The 19179-nt window shown below is 35.8% G+C and carries 17 protein-coding genes; 15 read left to right on the top strand and 2 right to left on the bottom strand.

Features of this window, described 5'->3' with window-relative positions:
- Positions 1 to 33: 33 nt before the first annotated feature.
- The 8 genes from ACMDB5_RS04490 to msrA all read left to right on the top strand — a co-directional run bounded on the left by ACMDB5_RS04490 (position 34) and on the right by msrA (position 8774).
- The gene (locus tag ACMDB5_RS04490) at positions 34 to 273 is read left to right on the top strand and encodes a FeoA family protein (RefSeq protein ID WP_413999823.1); all 240 of its coding nucleotides are present in this window, start codon (positions 34 to 36) and stop codon (positions 271 to 273) included.
- Complete coding sequence (gene feoB / locus ACMDB5_RS04485) at positions 273 to 2372, top strand: ferrous iron transport protein B (RefSeq protein ID WP_413999822.1); 2100 nt, start codon at positions 273 to 275, stop codon at positions 2370 to 2372. Before ACMDB5_RS04490 ends, feoB begins: the two co-directional genes overlap by 1 nt.
- 518 nt (positions 2373 to 2890) lie before the next feature.
- Positions 2891 to 3406 carry a YfiR family protein gene (locus tag ACMDB5_RS04480; RefSeq protein WP_413999821.1) on the top strand — a complete coding sequence of 172 codons (516 nt, stop codon included), beginning with the start codon at positions 2891 to 2893 and terminating at the stop codon, positions 3404 to 3406.
- Positions 3407 to 3529: 123 nt separating this feature from the next.
- A complete protein-coding gene (locus tag ACMDB5_RS04475) occupies positions 3530 to 5941 on the top strand; it encodes a PAS domain S-box protein (RefSeq protein WP_413999820.1) in 2412 nt (803 codons plus the stop codon).
- A gap of 88 nt (positions 5942 to 6029) precedes the next feature.
- Positions 6030 to 6680, top strand: coding sequence for a cytochrome b/b6 domain-containing protein (locus ACMDB5_RS04470; protein WP_413999819.1), 651 nt, complete (start codon positions 6030 to 6032; stop codon positions 6678 to 6680).
- 34 nt (positions 6681 to 6714) lie between these two features.
- Positions 6715 to 7527 carry a molybdopterin-dependent oxidoreductase gene (locus tag ACMDB5_RS04465; RefSeq protein ID WP_413999818.1) on the top strand — a complete coding sequence of 271 codons (813 nt, stop codon included), beginning with the start codon at positions 6715 to 6717 and terminating at the stop codon, positions 7525 to 7527.
- 48 nt (positions 7528 to 7575) lie between these two features.
- Positions 7576 to 8121, top strand: a complete 546-nt coding sequence (gene msrB, locus ACMDB5_RS04460; RefSeq protein ID WP_413999817.1) for a peptide-methionine (R)-S-oxide reductase MsrB — start codon at positions 7576 to 7578, stop codon at positions 8119 to 8121.
- A 17-nt stretch (positions 8122 to 8138) separates the two neighbouring features.
- The gene (msrA, locus tag ACMDB5_RS04455; protein ID WP_413999816.1) at positions 8139 to 8774 is read left to right on the top strand and encodes a peptide-methionine (S)-S-oxide reductase MsrA; all 636 of its coding nucleotides are present in this window, start codon (positions 8139 to 8141) and stop codon (positions 8772 to 8774) included.
- 55 nt (positions 8775 to 8829) lie between these two features.
- Here msrA and ACMDB5_RS04450 read toward each other — a convergent pair whose 3' ends face one another.
- Both ACMDB5_RS04450 and ACMDB5_RS04445 read right to left on the bottom strand, forming a co-directional pair.
- Complete coding sequence (locus tag ACMDB5_RS04450; protein ID WP_413999815.1) at positions 8830 to 9483, bottom strand: metal-dependent transcriptional regulator; 654 nt, start codon at positions 9481 to 9483, stop codon at positions 8830 to 8832.
- Between the two features lie 133 nt (positions 9484 to 9616).
- Positions 9617 to 11488, bottom strand: coding sequence for an Nramp family divalent metal transporter (locus ACMDB5_RS04445; protein WP_413999814.1), 1872 nt, complete (start codon positions 11486 to 11488; stop codon positions 9617 to 9619).
- A gap of 104 nt (positions 11489 to 11592) precedes the next feature.
- Here ACMDB5_RS04445 and ACMDB5_RS04440 point away from each other — a divergent pair, with 104 nt between their 5' ends.
- From ACMDB5_RS04440 to ACMDB5_RS04410, 7 genes are all read left to right on the top strand, one after another.
- On the top strand, positions 11593 to 13845 hold the full coding sequence (locus ACMDB5_RS04440) for a TonB-dependent receptor (protein WP_413999813.1): 2253 nt from the start codon (positions 11593 to 11595) through the stop codon (positions 13843 to 13845).
- Positions 13845 to 14309 (top strand): thioredoxin family protein, encoded by a 465-nt coding sequence (locus ACMDB5_RS04435; protein ID WP_413999812.1) that lies wholly within the window; start codon positions 13845 to 13847, stop codon positions 14307 to 14309. The genes ACMDB5_RS04440 and ACMDB5_RS04435 overlap by 1 nt, the downstream gene beginning before the upstream one ends.
- Before the next feature lie 35 nt (positions 14310 to 14344).
- On the top strand, positions 14345 to 15493 hold the full coding sequence (locus ACMDB5_RS04430; RefSeq protein ID WP_413999811.1) for a lycopene cyclase family protein: 1149 nt from the start codon (positions 14345 to 14347) through the stop codon (positions 15491 to 15493).
- Between the two features lie 113 nt (positions 15494 to 15606).
- On the top strand, positions 15607 to 16017 hold the full coding sequence (locus tag ACMDB5_RS04425) for a BrxA/BrxB family bacilliredoxin (RefSeq protein WP_413999810.1): 411 nt from the start codon (positions 15607 to 15609) through the stop codon (positions 16015 to 16017).
- A 186-nt stretch (positions 16018 to 16203) separates the two neighbouring features.
- Positions 16204 to 17562, top strand: coding sequence for a rhodanese-related sulfurtransferase (locus ACMDB5_RS04420; RefSeq protein WP_413999809.1), 1359 nt, complete (start codon positions 16204 to 16206; stop codon positions 17560 to 17562).
- A gap of 6 nt (positions 17563 to 17568) precedes the next feature.
- Entirely contained in the window at positions 17569 to 18810 is a 1242-nt protein-coding gene (locus ACMDB5_RS04415) for a peptidase U32 family protein (protein WP_413999808.1), read from the top strand.
- Positions 18810 to 19040 carry a ferredoxin gene (locus tag ACMDB5_RS04410; RefSeq protein ID WP_413999807.1) on the top strand — a complete coding sequence of 77 codons (231 nt, stop codon included), beginning with the start codon at positions 18810 to 18812 and terminating at the stop codon, positions 19038 to 19040. Before ACMDB5_RS04415 ends, ACMDB5_RS04410 begins: the two co-directional genes overlap by 1 nt.
- Positions 19041 to 19179 lie beyond the last annotated feature (139 nt).

Genomic DNA, 19179 nt, shown 5'->3' with positions numbered 1-19179 from the left:
ACTTTTGCAATCTTAATTAAATCTAAATAAGCGTTGCGAACAACCATATTTTCTTTAAAAAAAGGCGAAAAAGCCATTATCAAAGATTTTGACATTGATATTGTCCCTTTAAAACTTCTTGAAATGGGCTGTTTGCCGGGCAATATGGTCGAGTTACTTCAAATTGCGCCTTTTGGCGATCCCCTATACTTGAATATAAACGGTTCTCATTTAGCCATTCGGGTAGAAACGGCGCGTGAAATTGAGGTTGAACCAATAAAAAACGACTTATAATGAGCGGAAAAAACATCAATGTAGCTCTTATAGGCAATCCAAATGTAGGGAAAACTTCCGTTTTTAATCAGTTGACCGGCTTGAACCAACAAGTGGGAAATTATCCGGGAATTACCGTTGAAAAAAAGATTGGTTTTTGTAAATTGCCAAACAATATCAAAGCCAACATTTTAGATTTACCAGGTACTTATAGTCTTAATGCCTGTTCGATTGATGAAAATGTGGTCATTGAATTATTGCTAAACAAAAACGATAAATTATATCCTGATGTGGCGCTTGTAGTTACTGACGTAGAGAATCTTAAACGTAATTTACTCCTTTTTACCCAAATAAAAGATTTAGAAATTCCGACCATTTTAGTCATTAACATGGCTGACCGAATGGAACACAAAGGAATTTCATTAGACATTCCGTATCTTGAGGAGCATCTAAAAACTAAAATTGCACTGATCAGTTCCAGAAAAGGTTTTGGTATCGAAGAATTAAAAAAATTAATCGTTACCTATAAATCCATTTCAAGCGAACCTTGTTTGAATGCATCCAGTATAGATAGCGAATATTTTAACAATCTTCGAAAAGCATTTCCTAATCAATTGTTGTACAAATTGTGGTTAGTGATTACCCAGGATGTAAACTTCCTGAATTTGGAGCGAAATGAAGTTAGAAGTTCTTTTACCAAATCGCATTCTGATTTAAAGCGTTTACAACAAAAAGAAACCATAAAACGCTATCAGTTTATTAATGATGTACTGAAAGAAGGTCTAAAAGTTGACTCTTCAAAAGCCAAAGATTTCCGTTCTAAACTTGATCGCGTGCTTACACACAAAGTTTGGGGTTACGCCATTTTCTTTTTGATTTTATTTGTCATTTTCCAGTCCATTTTTGAATGGTCAAAAATCCCCATGGATTTCATTGACGCTACTTTTGCATCCTTGAGTTCACTGGCTAGCGAAGAATTGCCTGCCGGGGTTTTAACTAATTTAATTTCTCAGGGAATTATCCCAGGAATAGGCGGCATACTAATATTTATTCCACAAATTGCTTTTCTGTTCATGTTCATTTCCATACTTGAAGAAAGTGGTTATATGAGCCGAGTGGTTTTTTTGATGGATAAAATTATGCGCAAATTTGGCTTGTCCGGCAAAAGTGTTGTGCCTCTAATTTCTGGAACTGCTTGTGCAATTCCTGCAATTATGGCAACCCGAAACATTGAAAACTGGAAAGAAAGATTAATCACCATACTGGTAACTCCGTTTACAACCTGCTCAGCAAGACTACCGGTTTATGCCATCATCATTGCATTAGTAATTCCCGACAATCGTATTTTTGGGATTCTAAACCTACAAGGACTAACTTTAATGTTATTGTATCTTTTAGGTTTTGGAATGGCAATATTTTCAGCCTATATTTTGAATAAAATATTGAAAATAAAAGGGAAAACTTTCTTCATAGTTGAAATGCCAAATTACAAATTACCCATGTTCAAAAACGTGGCTATAAACGTGGTTGAAAAAACAAAAGCCTTTGTTTCTGGAGCCGGAAAGATCATCTTGGCAATATCGATTGTTTTATGGTTTTTAGCTTCCTATGGACCTGGAGAGAAATTCAACAAAGCCGAAACTATCGTAGCTGAAAAAACCAAGAATAATCCACTATCGGAAACCGATTTTGAAAACGAGGTAGCGTCTCAAAAACTAGAAAATTCCTATATTGGAATTATGGGAAAAACAATTGAACCTGCCATTTCACCATTAGGCTACGACTGGAAAATAGGAATAGCTATCATCAGTTCATTTGCAGCCAGAGAAGTTTTTGTAGGTACATTAGCAACCATTTATAGTGTTGGTGGTAGCGATAATGAGGTTACTATAAAAAACAAAATGGCAGCCGAAATAAATCCAGTTACAGGCAACAAAGTATTCAATTTTGCCTCGGGCATATCATTGTTACTGTTCTATGCTTTTGCTTTGCAATGTGCCAGTACACTAGCCATTACCAAAAAAGAAACGAATTCTTGGAAATGGCCTTTGGGACAACTAATCTTTATGAGCGGTCTTGCCTATATAGTTGCCTTGATTGCTTTTCAAATTCTAAAATAACGACATATGCTTCAAGAAATCATAGCCTTCGCCTTACTCGCAATTGCCCTTACTTTTTTGATTAAGAAGTTTTTTTTTAAGAATAAAAAGAAAAATAAAAACTGTGGAAGTGATGATTGTGGCTGCCATTAGAAACCTATTTTAAATCCAAAAAACAAGCCTAATTTAGATATAAATGCGCTTTCTTTTTACCTAAAAAAGAAAGCGCATTTTTTAATAACCTAATCTAAAAACATCAAACTTCCTGTTTTTACTTAGTATCAATTCTAATTCGAGCATCAATCTTATCTCAATTTTGAATGCGTTTTCTTGTTTTTCAAATTTCTTCCTTCACAAACTATTCTATGATTATTTTTTTGTGAAAACATCAAAAAAGACTCATTAATTAACTAAATTTACATTACAAAAAACAACACTTAACTTCTATAAACCAGTTACTTATAATTAAAAAATTCAGAATACTGTTTCTAATTTGTATTATTTAAAAAAACGACAAACTTCTTTAAATGCAAAATGCAATGACAACGAAAAGACGTATATTTTTTTTAGGAGTAATCTTCATCATCATGGTAGGAAATATATTATCCGCCCAAGAGAATGCTAACGAATACGAAATGAAAGCGCAGTTTCTTTATCGTTTTATAGATTATGTAAGTTGGAAAAACTACTCAAAAAACCAACTGTTTAAAATTGCAGTTTTAGACCAAAGTCCAATTACTCCATTACTAACGGCTATTACCAGAAATAAAAAAATAGAAATAAAGGAATATAAAAACCTAAACGAAATAGAATCCTGCAACATTCTATTTGTCCCCTACAATAGCAACATTTCTATCGAAGCAGTTCTTTCTGAATTTTCCGAAAAACCCATTTTAATTGTAACGGAACGAAATGGTTACGGAAAAAAAGGAGCACATATGAATTTTATTATGATTGATAATAAATTAAAATTTGAAGTCAACCTTAAAGCAATAAATAAATCCGGAATTGGAATAAGTTCTTTCTTGCTTCAGCATGCAATTATTGTACAATAATAACCTCAAATTCATGCTACATTGAATTTGAACAAAACTGATTCCTAAAAGCATTTTTTGTACTAAACACACCAACAAATGATTACACTGCGAAATATATCAATCAAAAATAAACTTGTTCTGATGCAGATGTTCACCTCTGCGTTTGTACTAGGAATTTGCATTGCGGCTTTTGTACTAATAAACATCAAAGGATACAAGGACCGCAAAGAAACAAGTTCTATTGCAATTGCTCAGGTAGTGGGGTTTAATAGTATTTCTTCTCTTGAGTTTATGGATAATGCTGCCGCGAAAAAAAGCCTGTCTGAATTAAAAGTACAAACAGATATTTTGAATGCGAGCATCCTCGATAAAAACGGAAAAGAATTTGCATCTTATACTAAAACAGGCTCCGATCCTAAATACCAATTCTCGATTCCCACAGCAACTCAGAGAAACGTTTTATTTACAAATCAAAATCTTTTTGTTTACAGCAAAATCCTTAAAAACAAAGAAACAATAGGATATGTTGCTATTCGCTTTGAATTGTCCGAACTCAATAAAATAAAAATGGATGTTTTACGTCTGGGAATTGTTCTATTAATAGTGGGAATCGGACTAGCCTTTGTAATTGCCATGATCATTAAAATGTATATTTCGAAACCACTTCTAAACTTGGTTACGGTAATACAAAAAATTAAAGACACCGCCGATTATCGAATGCGTATGGCTGTTGATGGAAAAGATGAGATCAACTTCCTCGCCGTTGGACTCAATGATATGCTTTCAACTATAGAAAAAAGAGATAATGAAGTAGCTCAATCTAAAGAGCAATTAAACAAACAAAACACCCTTTTGCAATCAGTTATACAAAACATGGGAGATGGTTTAGTCGTTGTTGATGAAAAGGGAAAATTCATTCTTTGGAATCCAGCGAGTGAAAAAATAATTGGAATTGGACTTCAAGACATCCCCGAAGAAAAATGGTCACAAACCTACGGCATATTTTGGCCTGACACCAAAACCATTTTTAAAACGGAGGAGCTTCCTTTGGTAAAAGCGTTAAATGGAGAAGAAGTAGGAAATACAGAAATATTTGTACAAAATTACATCAAAACAGAAGGCAACTTTGTTGTAATATCTGCCAGTCCGTTAAAAGATTTATCCGGTAAGATTAGCGGCGCAGTAGCTGTTTTCCATGATATCACGGAACGAAAAAACTCAGAAACCGAAATTAAAAAACTGAATGAAGAACTGGAACAAAAAGTAACCGAACGCACCGCCCAATTAGCCGAAGCCATTGAAACGCTCCGCAAAAGCGAAGAAAAATATCGCGAAATAGTAGAAAACGTTGGTGACGTAGTTCATACATCAAATTACAAAGGCTATTTTACCTACATAAACCCAGCTTGTAAAAAACTAACCGGTTATTCTCAAAATGAACTTATAGGCAAGCATTTTTCAGAACTCGTTGCTCCGGAATGGAAAGACCGTGTGGCTGAATTCTATTTGGATCAATTTAAAAATAAGATTGACGAAACCTTACTTTCCTTTCCAATAATCACCAAATCAGGAGAACAAAAATGGATTGAACAAACAGCTATTCAACTTCGGGAAGGTAATAGAATAACTGGTTATAAATCAATCATGAGAGACATTACTGACAGAAAAGCGGCCGAACAAAAATTAAAAGAAAGCGAAGGACAACTTCAAACAATATTTAACGAAGCTCCAGACGCCTTAATTGTAATAAATGAAGAAGGGAACATAATTAGATGGAATCCACAGGCTGAGAAAGTATTTGGATGGTCCTTGGGCGAAGTTTTAGGAAAACCCATCAACACTTTAATTGTTCCTGAACAATATAAAGAAAGACTAAAAAAAGGTTTCGAAAAATTTCTGGTAACAGGAGAAGCTCCAATCATTAATAAAACAATCGAAATTACGGCTCTTAACAAAAAAAACATCGAATTTGAAATTGAATTAACCATTTCGCCAGCAACTATCTTAGGCAAATATATCTTCATTGCCTTTATCAAAGACATCTCTTTAAGCAAAAAGCTCGAAAATGAAAAAATAGAAGCTGACCGCTTAGTCCGTCTTAATGAACTAAAATTAAAATTGATTTTGGAAAATATCGGAGAAGGAATTATTGTTACCGATACCCAAAAAAGAATTGTTTTGTCCAATCATATGGCAGAAGAAATCATAGGTATAAAACAAGATTCCGAAACTCACAATACACTAGATTGGTCTACTAAATATGATTTGTATTATCCTGACGAACAAACCGTTTTTCCATCGCAAAACCTTCCTTTGGAAAAAGCTCTAAAAGGAGAATCAACCGATGATGTTGAGATAATAATTGCAGATTCAGAAACTAAAAACAAAAAAAGAGTTATCATCAGCGGCAGACCCATCGTAGATGAAAACAACTACATTATTGCCGCTGTAGCCAATATAAAAGACATTACCTATTACAAACAACTAGAAAATGCTTTAGAAGAAAGCGAACAGAAATATCGAAAATTGATTGGTTTTAAAAGTGGCAAATAAATAAAGTTAGCCTTCTATTTTGGAGATTCGATCCGTAAACTCAGAATAGATTTCTACAAAAAGTATAAATCATTTTGAAGCAATAACAATGAAACGTATCATCAAAAAACATGCTCTCGCTACCAGATGGTTTCACTGGATGAATTTTTTGGTTCTTGGCATAATGCTATGGAGCGGTTTGTTGATTTATTGGTCAAATGATGTCTATTTTATAGGATGGGGGGACTTCGTTATTTTCAAATTATTTCCTCAATCATTTTATGATGCACTCGGAATTCCATTTCATCTTGCAGACGGAATGGCATTGCATTTTGTATTCATGTGGTTGTTTACAATCAACGGAATAGGTTATGTATCCTACACTTTTATTTCCGGCGAGTGGAAACATTTATTGCCCAATAAAAAATCTCTTAAGGAGGCTTTACAGGTAACTCTAAACGATTTTCATCTCAACGATTACCGACCTCCACAATCAAAATACAATGCCGCACAGAAAATCGCTTATACTATGATTATCCTAATGGGATTTGGCTCTTTGATTACCGGATTGGCAATTTACAAACCAATCCAATTTTCATGGCTTACCAAACTTATTGGAGGCTATCAATTGGCAAGAGCCGAACATTTTACACTTGCATTTGGATACGTAATGTTTTTTATGATACATATGGTACAAGTAGTCAAAACCGGATGGAAAAATTTCCGGGGAATGGTCACCGGATATGATATAGAAAAATAACCAATTATCAGTTTATAAATTATAAATCCATCCAATGAAAAACAATTCATCATCAAAGGAAGACCTAAAAACAACTAGTTTAATAAGGAAAAAGACCGTCATTTCATTTGCTGTTTTTATCCTTGCATTTGCTTTTGCCTTTGTAGGTTGGAGATGGCTAATGCATCAACCCGAAGAAAATGGTGCGCTAAAACCATTACGAAAGATTTTGGATGCCAATGAAAAGGTAAATGCCGCTTTTTTCAATGAAAAAAATCTGGCGCCTGAATATCCAAAAAGCATGGCAGCAAAACAAGCCCGGGTAAACGGTGATGTTGGCATGGGTGATGATTTTGACGCCTCTAATTGGAAACTGACAATAAATCGACATCCGGGAAATAATGCAACTGATTCCGTATTTCAATTAACGATGGATGACATAAAAGCACTGCCAAAGAGAGATTTAGTTTTTGATTTCAAATGCATCGAAGGATGGAATCAGATATCGCATTGGGGAGGCACAAAATTTTCAGATTTCCTTATAAAATACCGTCTGGGTACCCGTAGCGGCAAAGCTCCAGATCCGAATAATCCCGAAGATTTATACAAATACGTAGGCCTGATGACACCAGACAAGGCTTACTATGTAGGAATTGACATGAAGAGTATGTTGCAGGACCAGACCATTTTATGTTATGAATTAAATGAAAAACCGCTGCCGATGAATCAAGGTTATCCGCTTCGGTTGATAATCACCGTGAAATATGGTATCAAAAGTTTAAAACGCATCGGATACATCTATTTTTCGGATACCCGACCACCCGACTATTGGTATGAAAGAGGATATGATTATGACTCCGCATTATAGAGCATCACAATTTCAAGCTCTTTTTAATACTTAATAAAACGAATTAAGATGAAAAATTTATTATTATCCCAACTTATGGTGTTGGTAATTTTGAGCAGCCAATTTGGCGTTGCCCAAAATAAAAAAGGAAAATTATCGAACCCAAAAATAGCAAATAGTAAAACGGTATATCCCATAAAGCTTTCTGATGCTGAATGGAAAAAAAGACTGACTCCGCCACAATATTACATCTTAAGAGAAAAAGGAACCGAAGTTGCAGGAACAGGCAAATACAATCACTTTTATAAAAAAGGGACTTATTATTCGGCAGCTTCATTACAAGCTGTTTTTAGCTCAGAGACAAAATATGATTCACATACCGGTTGGCCTAGTTTTTATGCTCCAATTGACCCTAATGCAATTTTATTGGTAAAAGACCGCAGTGATGGTATGCAACGTTTGGAAGTTGTAGACAGTAAAAGCGGTTCGCATCTAGGACACGTTTTTGATGACGGACCGCCACCCACTTACAAGAGGTATTGCTTGAATTCTGACGCTTTACTATTTGTACCCGAGGGAGGTAAACCACCAATAAATTCGAAACCGCAAGATTAACTATAAAAATAAAGATCATGAAATTAGTCTATATAGCCATAATATCTTGTGTCGCATTGATTTCTTGTGCACAAAACAAAAACCAAAACATTCCATTAGGTATAAAGCAAAACCCTTCTCCCAATGAAGCAGTGGCCTATTTTGCTGAAGGTTGTTTTTGGCATTCCGAAATTATTTTTCAAAGTTTAGTTGGTGTCAGAGATGCAATCTCAGGATATGCCGGCGGAAAAAGTACAAATCCCACTTATGAAAAAGTCATTGCCGATGCAACGGGACATGCCGAAACCGTTCAAGTTTATTATGATCCCGCCAAAATAGCATACAAAACCTTGGTTGCCGCCTTTTTCGCAAGCCAAGATCCCACTACGATTAACAGACAAGGAAATGATGTTGGCACAAACTACCGTTCCATTGCCTTTTATCAAAATGAAAAAGAGAAAAAGACAATTGAAGAAGAAATCAAACGATTGACCGATTCAAAGAAATATAAAAACAAGATTGTAACTGAGGTTATTCCGTTTGCAAAATTTTATCCTGCTGAAGATTACCATCAGGAATATGTTTACCATCATCCCAATGATGTTTACGTGAAAAACGTCAGCATTCCTGATTTTTTGAAATTTAAGAAGGAATTCAAAGGAAATTTTAAATAAAGATCCAAATTGTATTTTGGCTTATTCTAATGCCGTCAAATAAAACCTTTTTTAACTAAGTAATTTTCACAAAAAGATTGCTCGCTATTTTATTGGAAATAGTCAAGTCTTTCGAATCCACCTTTATTTTTAAGGATAAATCGAAACTTTCTTTACCAATGACTTCAATTTTGGATCCCAATGCAATTCCTTGTTTGTCCAGGTATTTCAAAAATTCAGAGGAAGTGTCTTTCACGCCAACACATATTCCTTTTTGATTTTCAACCAATTCAGAAAGCAATTGTTTTTCAATTTTTAAAATTTGTCCTTCGGCATTAGGAATTGGGTCGCCATGCGGATCTTCGGTGGGATTCCCTAAAAAATCGTCCAGTTTGTTGATCAGTTTTTCTGATTTTATATGTTCCAATTGTTCTGCAATATCATGTACCTCATCCCAAGAAAAATCTAGTTTTTCGACCAAAAAAACCTCCCAAAGGCGGTGTTTTCTTACGATCATTTTTGCCGCTAATCTTCCTTTCTCTGTTAGAGAAACCCCTTGGTATTTTTTATAGTTTACCAAATCCTTTTCGGCCAATTTCTTAATCATATCCGTTACCGAGGACGCTTTGGTTTCCATCATTTCGGCAATGGCGTTAGTACTCACCTCGGAATTAGAAACCACCGTAAGATGGTATATGGCTTTAAGATAATTCTCTTCTGAAAAGGTCATGCGATTTTTGGATTGAAGATTAACGGTTTTTGATTTCAGATTCATAGCCCCGATAGCAGTGAAAATCCTTTTTGACTCGCCTCAGCGAGGAAAAAAGATTGCAACAAATAGCGGGAAATAGCTCCTAATAAAATTAATTCTTAGCGATTAGCAAAGGTATAGAAATTTTGTGGCGTAACTTATCTACGGTGGTTCCAAAAATCAAATCCCTCAATCCGGTATGACCATGCGCTCCCATGACCAAAATATCAAAATTCCCTGCATTAATAATCTCAGGAATCACCTTATTTGGGTTACCATATCCCAATATTGTCTCAATTTTAAATCCTTTTTCAATAAGCATTTCTTTGTATTCTTTCAGTATTTTTTCGTCTATCAAGGTTTCGTGATCCTCAACATCTTCGCCATAAACCATCGCTCCAACAGATTCCTGTACATGAATTAAGGTATATACTGCATCCATTCCTCCTAATTCAAAAGCATTATTTAATGCCGCTTCATCGGCCCTTGAAAAATCTAAGGCAATAGCAATATTCTTCTTGTCACGACTTATGGACTTAGAAAACTCTAACTTTAAACTATGTGGCGAATGATTTTGGATGTCAATTTTTGCTTTTGAAACAAATGGTTTAAAGACAATATACAACAGTAAAATCAGAAAACTTATCGCTAAAGGAACCACTGTAAGCCACAACACTAATGGATTTTGAGAAGTTTCGAGCCAGCCACTAATTTCATCAAAAACCAATTTTGCATTTAGGATAACAATAACCGTAGCAACAACCCAAGAAGCAATTTGGGTCACTTTACCAATGTGAAATCCTTTCATTTTTGATTTATCACTGACAAAATGAATCAACGGAATAATGGCAAATCCCAATTGTAAACTCAAAATCACCTGACTCAAAATCAATAATTTCCCCGTTACACTTTCGCCAAAAACACTAATTACAATAACAGCAGGAACTATCGCGATCAGTCGGGTAATAATTCTACGTACCCAAGGTTGGATTCTTAAATTCAGATAGCCTTCCATAATAATTTGGCCTGCCAATGTTCCCGTTATTGTAGAACTTTGTCCCGCAGCAATCAAAGCCACAGCAAATAAAACGGGTGCCCATTTGCTTCCCAAAAGTGGCTCCAAAAACTTGTGTGCATCTTGAATCTCGGCAACTTCAAACATGCCGTTTTTATAGAATGTGGCTGCCGCTAATATCAAAATAGCCGCATTTACAAGAAAAGCTAAATTTAAGGCAATCGTAGAATCTATAAAATTATATTTCAATGCCTGCTTGATTCCAGCAGGGCTTCGGTCAAATTTCCTGGTTTGCACCAAAGAAGAATGCAGGTACAAATTGTGTGGCATAACCGTTGCCCCAATAATACCAATGGCAATGTATAATGCGGCTTCACTTGGTATCGATGGAATTAAACCCAAGATTACCTTATCCATCTCCGGTTGAGCAAAAATCATTTCAAAAATAAACGAAACCCCAATGACAGTAACTAAAGCAATGATAAAGGCTTCCATTTTTCGGATGCCTTTATTGATCAAAAATAACAATAAAAAAGTATCCAATACCGTAATCAGAACCCCTTCAATAAGCGGAATTCCAAACAAGAGGTTTATACCGATAGCCATACCTAAGACTTCGGCAAGATCACAGGCAGCAATAGCAATTTCAGCCAAAAAATAAAGAATATAATTGATGAATTTCGAGTAAGTTTCCCTAGAAGCTTGGGCTAAATCGCGCTGGGTAACAATTCCCAATCGCGCACTTAAACTCTGCAAAAGCAAAGCCATGATATTACTCATCAATAAAACCCAAAGCAAAGAATAGCCAAACTGACTTCCTCCGGCAATGTCTGTAGCCCAATTCCCCGGATCCATATATCCCACACTTATCAGGTACGCAGGACCAAAAAAAGCTAATATTTTCCTGAAAACTGATTTTTTATTTTGTGTAGAAACTGATCCGTGAACCTCTTCTAATGACTTACCCATTTTTCAACTATTTGAAGCAAATATAATTATGTTTTTTTGCTTTATCAAATATAATTTTTAGATTTGTCTAAATTTAAATCAAAAACTAATCTAAAAATTTTGTTGTGAGAAATTTAATTCTGCTTTTTATTATTCTAATTAATTCCGCATCATTTGCTCAAACTAGCATAAAAGGAAAGGTTTCTTCGGATGCGATGCCTTTGCAACACGCCAATATTGTTCTAAAAAATATAAAAAAATCGACGATAAGTGATCGAGATGGTAACTTTATAATTAAAAACATTTCAAACGGAAACTATGAAATTCATGTTTCCTATACTGGTTTTAAATCCCAAACAAAAAACATTATTGTTAGCGATACCACTGAAGTTTTTTTGGATTTTGATTTGCAAGAAAACAATACGTTGGACGAAGTGGTTGTAACAGGAACCTTAAAACCGGTGTCCCGAATAGAAAGTCCTGTTCCTGTTGAAGTTTACAAACCTGTATTTTTCAAGAAAAACCCAACGGCAAACATCTTTGAGGCTTTACAAAACGTCAACGGCGTGCGTCCGCAACTGAATTGCAATGTTTGCAACACCGGCGACATTCACATTAATGGTCTTGAAGGTCCATACACCTTAGTTTTAATTGACGGAATGCCAATTGTAAGCGGACTTTCAACGGTTTACGGTCTGTCCGGAATTCCTAATTCTTTATTGGAACGTATCGAAATAGTTAAAGGTCCAGCCTCTTCTTTATACGGAAGCGAAGCCGTGGGCGGATTAATAAATATCATCACCAAAAACCCAAAAAATGCTGCTGTTTTCTCTGCAGATTCTTTCCTAACGGATTGGGGAGAACTCAATGTAGATCTGGGTTTTAAAGCCAACATTAGCAAAAACACTTCGTTGTTAACCGGAATTAATTATTTTAATTACAGCAACCCAATTGACAATAATAACGATAATTTTACTGATTTAACCTTACAGGACAGAATCTCGGTTTTCCAAAAATGGAATTTTAATCGAAAAAGCAACAAGTTATTCTCTTTGGCGGGGCGTTATTTTTATGAAGACCGCTGGGGAGGCGAGTTGCAATGGGAGAAAAAATATCGTGGTGGAAGTGAGATCTATGGCGAAAGCATTTACACCAAGCGCTGGGAATTGCTCGGTGCTTATGAGCTTCCCATTGCCGAGAAAATGTTATTTTCCTTTTCTTACACAGATCACGATCAGAACTCGGTTTATGGAAACATTCCTTATCTCGCCAAACAGCGCATTGGTTTTGGACAACTGACTTGGGACAAAAAAATAGAAAACCACGATTTGCTTTTTGGCACTGCCCTACGCTATCAATATTACGATGACAATACCACGGCAACTATCAACGAAGATGTCAATTGGATTCCGAGTTTATTTGTACAGGACGAAATAAGTTTTAACGAAAACCACAAAGTGCTTCTCGGTGCCCGCTACGACTACAACCGCAATCATGGTTCCATTTTCACTCCACGTCTTGCCTATAAATGGAAAATAAACGACAATAATATTTTACGATTTAACACCGGAACGGGTTTTAGAATCGTTAATCTTTTTACCGAAGAACACGCTGCTTTAACAGGTTCGCGCGATGTGATTGTATTGGAAGAATTAAAACCGGAGCGTTCTTACAATGCTAATTTGAACTATCTGAAGAAAATTTACAGCAAAAACGGCAATTTTATCGGCATTGAAACTACCGCTTGGTACACCCGCTTTAGCAATTCAATCATTCCGGATTACGACAGCAATCCAAACCAGATTATCTATAAAAATTTAGATGGTTACGCCGTTACCAAAGGAATAAGTACCAATATTGATTTGGTCTTCAACAATGGTTTGAAAATGATTATAGGTGGTACTTTCATGGATGTTTCCAAAACCGAAAACAACACTACAACCCAACAAATTCTTACCGAAAAATTTTCAGGGACTTGGGCAGTTTCCTATCGCATCAACAAACTATTCTTAGATGTTGACTACACCGGAAATCTATATGGACCAATGCGTCTGCCGTTATTGGGTACATTAGACCCGCGAAAAGAATATTCTCCCACTTGGAGTATCCAAAATATCCAATTCACTTTCAACAAGTTTAAAAACATAGAAATCTATGCCGGTGTGAAAAATTTACTGAACTGGACGCCAAATAAAGGAAACCCGTTTATTATTGCAAGGGCTAACGATCCTTTTGACAAAAACGTGCAATATGACGCTATCGGAAATGTTCTAGCCACAGCAAATAATCCGTATGCGTTGACATTTGACCCAAATTATGTTTACGGCCCAAACCAAGGAATCCGAAGCTTTTTGGGTTTAAGATATACTTTGAAATAATGAAAAAAGATCTTTTCATAATACTGCTTTTTCTTTTGGTAATTCCATCTGGTTTTGCCCAATTGAAAACACATTCCTTTGAAGAAGTAGAACAATTATCCAAAGAAAACCCGAAACCCATTGTCATTTTTATCCATACTTCTTGGTGCAACTATTGCAAAATAATGGAAAATTCGACTTTCAAAGATCCAAAGATTATTGCAGCATTAAACGGACATTACTATTTCATTGCATTTGATGCCGAGACTAGACGAGACATCCTTTTCAAAAATCATAGATTCCAATTCGAACCAACAGGACCTAACACCGGAATTCACGAATTGGCCGCAGCATTAGCAACCATAGACAACCAAGTCGTTTATCCTACATTGACTATTCTGGAAAAGGATAACTCCATTTTATTCCAACAACATTCTTACGTTACGACCAAAGCCTTAATTCAGATCCTTGACAAACTGAAATAATTCGCTATTTTTGAGAAGAATTTCCTCCAATTAACATGAAGCACTTCGATTACATTTTCACGGGTACAGGTTTAGCGGCATTGATGACGATCTATAAAATGATTGAATCCGGCAAATTTGCCGATAAATCCATTTTGTTAATCGATCAAAATACCAAAAAAGACAATGACAGAACCTGGTGTTTTTGGAAAACCGAAGATTCTATTTGGGAAAAGAGCATTTCTAAAAAATGGGATTCGGCTTTGTTTGCCAATGCTGATTTTAGTCGCGATCTCGATTTAAAACCGTATCAATACAATATGGTAAAAGGATTGGATTTCTACAATCAAGTTTTCGAACTGATTTCGGAACAATCTAATATAACTTTCGCAAATCAAAAAGTAACCGACATCAACGAGCTCGAAAACCACGTATTTGTGGCAACAGAAAAAGAAAGTTACACCTGCGGAAAACTCTTGAACAGCATTTACCGAAAATCGGAAGTAGAAAACCAAAGCCAATATCCTGTTTTGCAACAACATTTTATAGGTTGGTTCATCAAAAGCAAGGAAGCCGCTTTCAATCCCGAGCAAGCTACTTTCATGGATTTCTCGGTTGAACAAAAAAGAAATACTCGTTTTATGTATGTGTTGCCGATTTCTAAAACCGAAGCTTTATTGGAATATACCTTGTTTTCACATCAATTATTAGAAAAAAAAGAATACGAACTTGAAATTGAAAAATACATCCAAAAACTGGGTATTCAAAATTATGAAATTACCGAAAAAGAACAGGGTAGCATCCCGATGACTTGCTATCCTTTTTGGAAAAAAAACACCAAAAAAGCACTGAATATAGGCACTGCCGGAGGATGGACCAAAGCCAGCACGGGTTACACCTTTAAAAATTCCGATAAAAAGTCGACGGAATTAGTCGCTTTTTTACAAAAAGAAACGGACTTTAGACGATTCCATAAAAAAAACAAATTCTGGTTTTATGACTTATTGCTTTTGGATATTTTAGACCGGAAAAATGAATTGGGTGCTTCCATATTTTCATCTCTATTCAAAAAAGGAAATCCAAGCTTGATTTTTAAATTTTTGGATGAAGAAACAACTTTCGCCGAAGATCTTCAAGTCATTTGGAAATGTCCTAAAATCCCGTTTATGCATGCTTTAATTCGATCAACACGTAATTTATTTTAATAACAAAACAGTAACTATCAAACAATAACAAAACTTTATAATGCAAACAATGGAGTTCTTTGCAAACTTCGTAACTTTGCCTAATTAAAAATTAATATTTAAAATACAACGATATGTATCCAGAAGAAATGGTAAAACCAATGCAAGCTGAATTAACAGTAGCAGGTTTTCAAGATTTACATAGTGCTGAAGCAGTAGAAAACGCAATAAAAGCAGAAGGAACAACTCTAGTGGTTGTAAATTCAGTTTGTGGTTGTGCTGCAAGAAATGCGCGTCCGGGAGCAAAAATGAGCTTAGAAGGAGCAAAAAAACCAGATCATTTAATCACGGTTTTTGCTGGTGTTGACAAAGAAGCGGTAGACGCGGCAAGACAACACATGTTCCCTTTTCCTCCATCTTCTCCATCTATGGCATTGTTCAAAAACGGTGAATTGGTTCACATGCTAGAGCGTCACCACATCGAAGGACGTCCAGCTGAAATGATTGCCGAAAACTTGAAAGACGCTTTCAACGAGTACTGTTAATCCAGTAAAAAAACCAGACTAAAACCACGTTCATTCGTGGTTTTTTTATTTATAGCGGTTTGCTTTTTTTTAAATCTGACGAACTTTGATAAAATTTTTTGTGGCTTTGCAGTAAAAAACTAACTTTGCGCCCGAATTCTTCCATTTAGAGTTCACAACATATTTTCTCACTTAAACGTTTATAGCATGCAACTGTATAACACCTTAAGCGCAGAAGAAAGAGCCGAATTGATTGATCAAGCGGGCAAACAACGTCTTACGTTGTCTTTCTATGCGTATGCCAAAATTGAAGATCCCAAAAAATTTCGCGACGATTTATTTATTGCTTGGAATGCACTCGATGCACTAGGCCGAATTTACGTAGCCCACGAAGGTATAAACGCTCAAATGAACGTTCCTGCCGAAAATTTCGATGCTTTCAAAGCAACTTTAGAAGTTTATGATTTCATGAAAGGCATTCGTTTGAATGTAGCCGTAGAACATGATGACCACGCGTTTTTAAAACTTACCATTAAAGTACGTCACAAAATTGTTGCTGACGGTCTAAACGACGAAACTTTCGATGTAACTAATAAAGGAATCCACTTAAAAGCCAAGGAATTCAATGAAATTTTGGATGATCCAAACACCATAGTCGTTGATTTTAGAAATCACTATGAAAGTGAAGTTGGTCATTTCAAAAACGCCATAACACCAGACGTTGAAACTTTCAGAGAAAGTTTACCCATAATTAATGAACAACTGCAAGATCACAAAGAAGATAAAAATCTGGTAATGTATTGCACCGGAGGAATCCGTTGCGAAAAAGCAAGTGCTTATTTCAAACACCAAGGTTTTAAAAAAGTTTTCCAATTAGAAGGCGGAATCATCAATTACGCAAAACAAATTGAAGCAGAAGGTCTAGAAAGCAAATTCATTGGAAAAAACTTCGTATTCGACAACCGTTTGGGCGAAAGAATCACCGATGATATTGTTTCTCAATGTCATCAATGCGGAAAACCTTGTGATAATCATACCAATTGTGGCAACGACGGATGTCACTTATTATTCATCCAATGTGATGAATGTAAAGTCGCTATGGAAAATTGCTGTTCTTCCGAATGTCAAGAAATCACCCATATGACTTTGGCCGAACAGGTAAAATTAAGAACCGGAAAACAAGTAGGCAATAAAGTATTTAGAAAAGGAAAATCTGAAAGTTTAAAATTCAAACTTTCGGGAGAATTATCAAATGTCGCTTTGGCAACTGCTTCAAAATCGACTGATATTCGCCAAAAAATAAAAGTAAAAAAGGTATTACTTGGTAAAGCAGAACATTATTATGTAAAAGCTCAAGTGGGACTTTTCATCATCGAAAATCAAGAATTGAAAGTAGGTGATAGAATCTTAATTTCGGGACCTACAACCGGAAACCAAGAATTGGTTTTAGAAAAAATGTTTGTCAACGGAACAGAAGCTAATCAAGCAAAAATAGGCGATAAAGCAACCTTCACTGTCCCTTTCCGTATTCGACTATCTGATAAATTATATAAAATCTTAGACTAATTTATCATGTCAATACACAATAAAATTGAGCTCATGGCTCCCGCTGGGAGCTTTGAGTCACTTCAGGCTGCGCTTGATAATGGCGCTGATTCCGTTTATTTTGGTGTAGAGCAGCTCAACATGCGCGCACGTTCAACAGTAAATTTCACTATTGACGATCTGGCTGAAATTGCAAGTCGGTGTGCGGTTAAAAACGTTCGAAGCTATCTGACTTTAAATACCATAATTTATGATCATGATTTATCTGTGGTCAAAACATTATTGAACAAAGCCAAGGAAGCCAATATCACCGCAGTAATCGCATCAGACCAAGCTGTGATTGCTATGGCAAGAGGAATCGGAATGGAAGTACACATTTCGACCCAACTGAATGTGACCAATATCGAAACCATAAAATTCTACAGCCTATTTGCAGATACGATGGTTTTGAGTCGCGAATTGAGCTTGCGTCAGGTGAAAAACATCACCGATCAAATCAAAAAAGAAGACATCAAAGGTCCTAACGGAAATTTAGTCGAAATTGAAATTTTCGGTCATGGTGCTTTGTGCATGGCGGTTTCCGGAAAATGTTATTTGAGTCTGCATTCAAATAATTCTTCGGCAAATCGTGGCGCCTGCAAGCAAAATTGCCGTAAAAAATACACCGTTATCGATCAGGAAACCGGTTTTGAGATCGAACTCGACAACGAATACATGATGTCGCCAAAAGATTTATGCACTCTTGATTTTCTGGATCAGGTAATTGATTCCGGCATTCAGGTCTTAAAAATCGAAGGTCGTGGTCGTGCTCCGGAATATGTGGCTACCGTAATAAAAACTTACAGAGAAGCGATAGACAGTTACTATGACAACACATTTTCTAAAGAAAAAGTAGCCATTTGGATGGAAGCTTTGAACACCGTTTACAACCGCGGTTTTTGGTCAGGATATTATCTCGGACAGGAATTGGGCGAATGGAGCGATGTTTCGGGATCTATGGCGACTCAGAAAAAAGTCTATGTGGGAAAAGGAACGCATTTTTTTCCAAAAGCAGCAGTCGGACAATTCAAAATCGAAGCTTACGACATAAAAATTGGCGATAAAATCCTTGTAACCGGACCAAGTACCGGATCACAAGAAATGATAATCGACGAAATGTATGTAAATGATACTGTAGCCGAAAAAGCAACAAAAGGCGATGATTGCACTTTGAAATTGCCATTTAAAATTAGAATGTCGGACAAATTATATAAAATCGTGGAAGCCTAATGGTCATTGTAAGCTTACAAAGAGACAAATGCATTGGTTGCAATTATTGCGTCGAAATGGCTCCTGTTCAATTTCAAATGTCAAAAAAAGACGGGAAATCGGTTTTGCTTCATTCGCAAAACGCCAAAGGTTTTCACACCTTAAAATCACAGGATCATTCCATTGCTGAACATTGTGAATTGGCCGCAAAAGCCTGCCCGGTAAAAATAATTACGGTGAAAGAGACTTAAATCCACCAAAAACAGACTAATATCTAACCCATTACGACAACAATTGTAATGGGTTTTTTAATAAAATTTTATCACTTTCTTACATTTTCAACGGTTGTAACATAAAATTAAAAAATACTATCTTTACACATTAATCGTT

It is taken from the genome of Flavobacterium sp. W1B (assembly GCF_047344965.1).
Taxonomy (GTDB): Bacteria; Bacteroidota; Bacteroidia; order Flavobacteriales; family Flavobacteriaceae; genus Flavobacterium.
This window is presented reverse-complemented; position numbering and strand designations above follow the sequence as displayed.

What these genes read in the sequence shown, in the direction of transcription:
- feoB (WP_413999822.1), top strand. Translation starts at nt 273, where the DNA reads ATGAGCGGAAAAAACATCAATGTAGCTCTTATAGGCAATCCAAATGTA.
- ACMDB5_RS04480 (WP_413999821.1), top strand. Translation starts at nt 2,891, where the DNA reads ATGACAACGAAAAGACGTATATTTTTTTTAGGAGTAATCTTCATCATC.
- ACMDB5_RS04475 (WP_413999820.1), top strand. Translation starts at nt 3,530, where the DNA reads ATGCAGATGTTCACCTCTGCGTTTGTACTAGGAATTTGCATTGCGGCT.
- ACMDB5_RS04470 (WP_413999819.1), top strand. Translation starts at nt 6,030, where the DNA reads ATGAAACGTATCATCAAAAAACATGCTCTCGCTACCAGATGGTTTCAC.
- ACMDB5_RS04465 (WP_413999818.1), top strand. Translation starts at nt 6,715, where the DNA reads ATGAAAAACAATTCATCATCAAAGGAAGACCTAAAAACAACTAGTTTA.
- msrB (WP_413999817.1), top strand. Translation starts at nt 7,576, where the DNA reads ATGAAAAATTTATTATTATCCCAACTTATGGTGTTGGTAATTTTGAGC.
- msrA (WP_413999816.1), top strand. Translation starts at nt 8,139, where the DNA reads ATGAAATTAGTCTATATAGCCATAATATCTTGTGTCGCATTGATTTCT.
- ACMDB5_RS04450 (WP_413999815.1), bottom strand. Translation starts at nt 9,483, where the DNA reads ATGACCTTTTCAGAAGAGAATTATCTTAAAGCCATATACCATCTTACG.
- ACMDB5_RS04445 (WP_413999814.1), bottom strand. Translation starts at nt 11,488, where the DNA reads ATGGGTAAGTCATTAGAAGAGGTTCACGGATCAGTTTCTACACAAAAT.
- ACMDB5_RS04435 (WP_413999812.1), top strand. Translation starts at nt 13,845, where the DNA reads ATGAAAAAAGATCTTTTCATAATACTGCTTTTTCTTTTGGTAATTCCA.
- ACMDB5_RS04430 (WP_413999811.1), top strand. Translation starts at nt 14,345, where the DNA reads ATGAAGCACTTCGATTACATTTTCACGGGTACAGGTTTAGCGGCATTG.
- ACMDB5_RS04425 (WP_413999810.1), top strand. Translation starts at nt 15,607, where the DNA reads ATGTATCCAGAAGAAATGGTAAAACCAATGCAAGCTGAATTAACAGTA.
- ACMDB5_RS04420 (WP_413999809.1), top strand. Translation starts at nt 16,204, where the DNA reads ATGCAACTGTATAACACCTTAAGCGCAGAAGAAAGAGCCGAATTGATT.
- ACMDB5_RS04415 (WP_413999808.1), top strand. Translation starts at nt 17,569, where the DNA reads ATGTCAATACACAATAAAATTGAGCTCATGGCTCCCGCTGGGAGCTTT.
- ACMDB5_RS04410 (WP_413999807.1), top strand. Translation starts at nt 18,810, where the DNA reads ATGGTCATTGTAAGCTTACAAAGAGACAAATGCATTGGTTGCAATTAT.